This is a genomic window from Streptomyces sp. NPDC060027, assembly GCF_042737005.1.
Classification (GTDB): Bacteria; Actinomycetota; Actinomycetes; order Streptomycetales; family Streptomycetaceae; genus Streptomyces.
This window is the reverse complement of record NZ_JBHWVI010000468.1, coordinates 1-1,282: the sequence shown is the minus strand read 5'-3', so window position 1 is coordinate 1,282 and position 1,282 is coordinate 1. Positions and strand designations below refer to the sequence as shown.

The window sequence follows — 1,282 nt, the reverse complement described above, 5'->3', positions numbered from 1 at the left end:
AGCTCACGGAAGCCCTGGGCGGCAATGTTCGAGAAGTGGGCGAACACGTCAGCGCCGCCACCGTCCTGCTCGATGAAGCCGAAACCCTTGTCCGCATTGAACCACTTCACGGTACCAGCAGTCATGTCATATCTCCTTTGGGGCAGTACACCGACGTCCACACTGTGCGGACACCGTGTCGCCGCGATGATTACCCCGCCCGGAAATGACCGGAAATACAAAAGCACTCTCTTCCGACGGAGCCGGAGGGGAGCACTTGAAGTTTTGGGAACCACAACTGCAACTGAGATGGACAGTAGCACGCCGCAACGGACCGCGCCGGTTAAGTAATTCCACTCCGCTCGTTGCGGCAAAAACCCTCACTACACGGTCCGGTAAACTCTCTTCTCGCGAGCACAGATATTGACTCACTCGCAGTGCAGCGATCCAAAAAAGAGAGCGGGGTCATCAGCCGCTGCAACCCGGGGCTTCAGGATGCGCTGCCGTACGCGGCCCATCGCATGGCCGGGTTCCAGAGGGCAGCGGCCATCGATCGGGCGGCACGATCTCCCGGTCGCGGTAGGCGTGTGTCCCCAGCCACGTGCGTACGGACAGCGAAACTGGCGTGCGGCCAGACCACCCGACCTGGCCGAGCGCGTATTGGCGACACCTCGTGGGCCGTCCGTATCCCGGCAACTCTCAGCCCACGACCTGAAGGCTGGGTGGCCGGGTCCGCTCCGGGTGACCTCCCAATCAGCAAGGTCGTAGGCACCGACCACTGAGTGGGCCCTTGCGGCCGTTGATCCCCTTTACTGAACGGCGGCTGCTCCAGATGCGGCTGACTTTGTCTGATCGCCCGCACACCCCAGCGGCCACTCCCCGGGCCGTCCGCGCCACGTTCGTGCGCTCCGTCCGCGCCCGCGGGGCACCGGCTCCTGATCCGGGTCGCCCACGCGGCGGTGGAACCTGGCCGCGGTCGATCCAGCCACGGGCTCCGGGCGCGTGGTCAGCAAAATTCCGTCTTCTCTCATGACTGCCCATCGGGCTCGGTCCAAGCGTCGGCGCATCTGCCGAGCCCGAGCTGAGACCGGACCGCGAGCCCGAGGTGCCGGTCCAAGCCGTCTCAGACCGCAGCAGCTGTCGGGTCTGCCGTTCCGGTCTCGCGGCGGTATGCGGCGTTCAGTTGCTGGGCTTCTTCGAGCTGGTCTTCGAGGATGACGATGCGGCAGGCGGCCTCGACGGGGGTGCCCTGGTCGACGAGTTCGCGGGCGCGGGCGGCGATGCGCAGCTGGTAGCGGGAGTA

General features: G+C 65.4%; 1 protein-coding gene and 1 pseudogene. Both read right to left on the bottom strand.

What is annotated here, in order from left to right:
* Positions 1–125 (bottom strand): cold-shock protein (locus tag ACFWBT_RS43065; protein WP_385710314.1); only part of this gene is annotated, 125 nt, incomplete at its 3' end.
* A gap of 977 nt (positions 126–1,102) precedes the next feature.
* A pseudogene (locus ACFWBT_RS43060) lies at positions 1,103–1,282 on the bottom strand (MerR family transcriptional regulator); the annotation flags it as partial.